This window comes from Kitasatospora phosalacinea (genome assembly GCF_000717185.1).
Lineage (GTDB): Bacteria > Actinomycetota > Actinomycetes > Streptomycetales > Streptomycetaceae > Kitasatospora > Kitasatospora phosalacinea_A.
Map to the genome: position 1 here is coordinate 1 of NZ_JNYE01000311.1, position 261 is coordinate 261.

The following is a 261-nucleotide window of genomic DNA, read 5'->3' on the forward strand; positions in this document are numbered from 1 at the left end:
GGTGAACTCCCAGGCGTCGGCGACGATCCGGTCGAGTTCGGGGCGCTTGGGGACCCAGCCCAGCGCGTCGCGGGCGCGGTCGGCGGCGGCGACCAGGACGGCCGGGTCGCCGGGGCGGCGGTCGGCGACCTGGACCGGGATCTCCCGGCCGGTGACCCGCTTGACCGACTCGATCACCTCGCGCACCGAGAAGCCGGTGCCGTTGCCGAGGTTGCAGATCAGGTGCTCGCCCGGCTTCGCCGCGTCCAGCGCCAGCAGGTG

The 261-nt window shown here is 75.1% G+C and carries 1 pseudogene; it reads right to left on the reverse strand.

Annotated elements, in window-relative coordinates:
- Window positions 1-261, reverse strand: a pseudogene (locus OO57_RS38165) (UDP-glucose 4-epimerase); the annotation flags it as partial.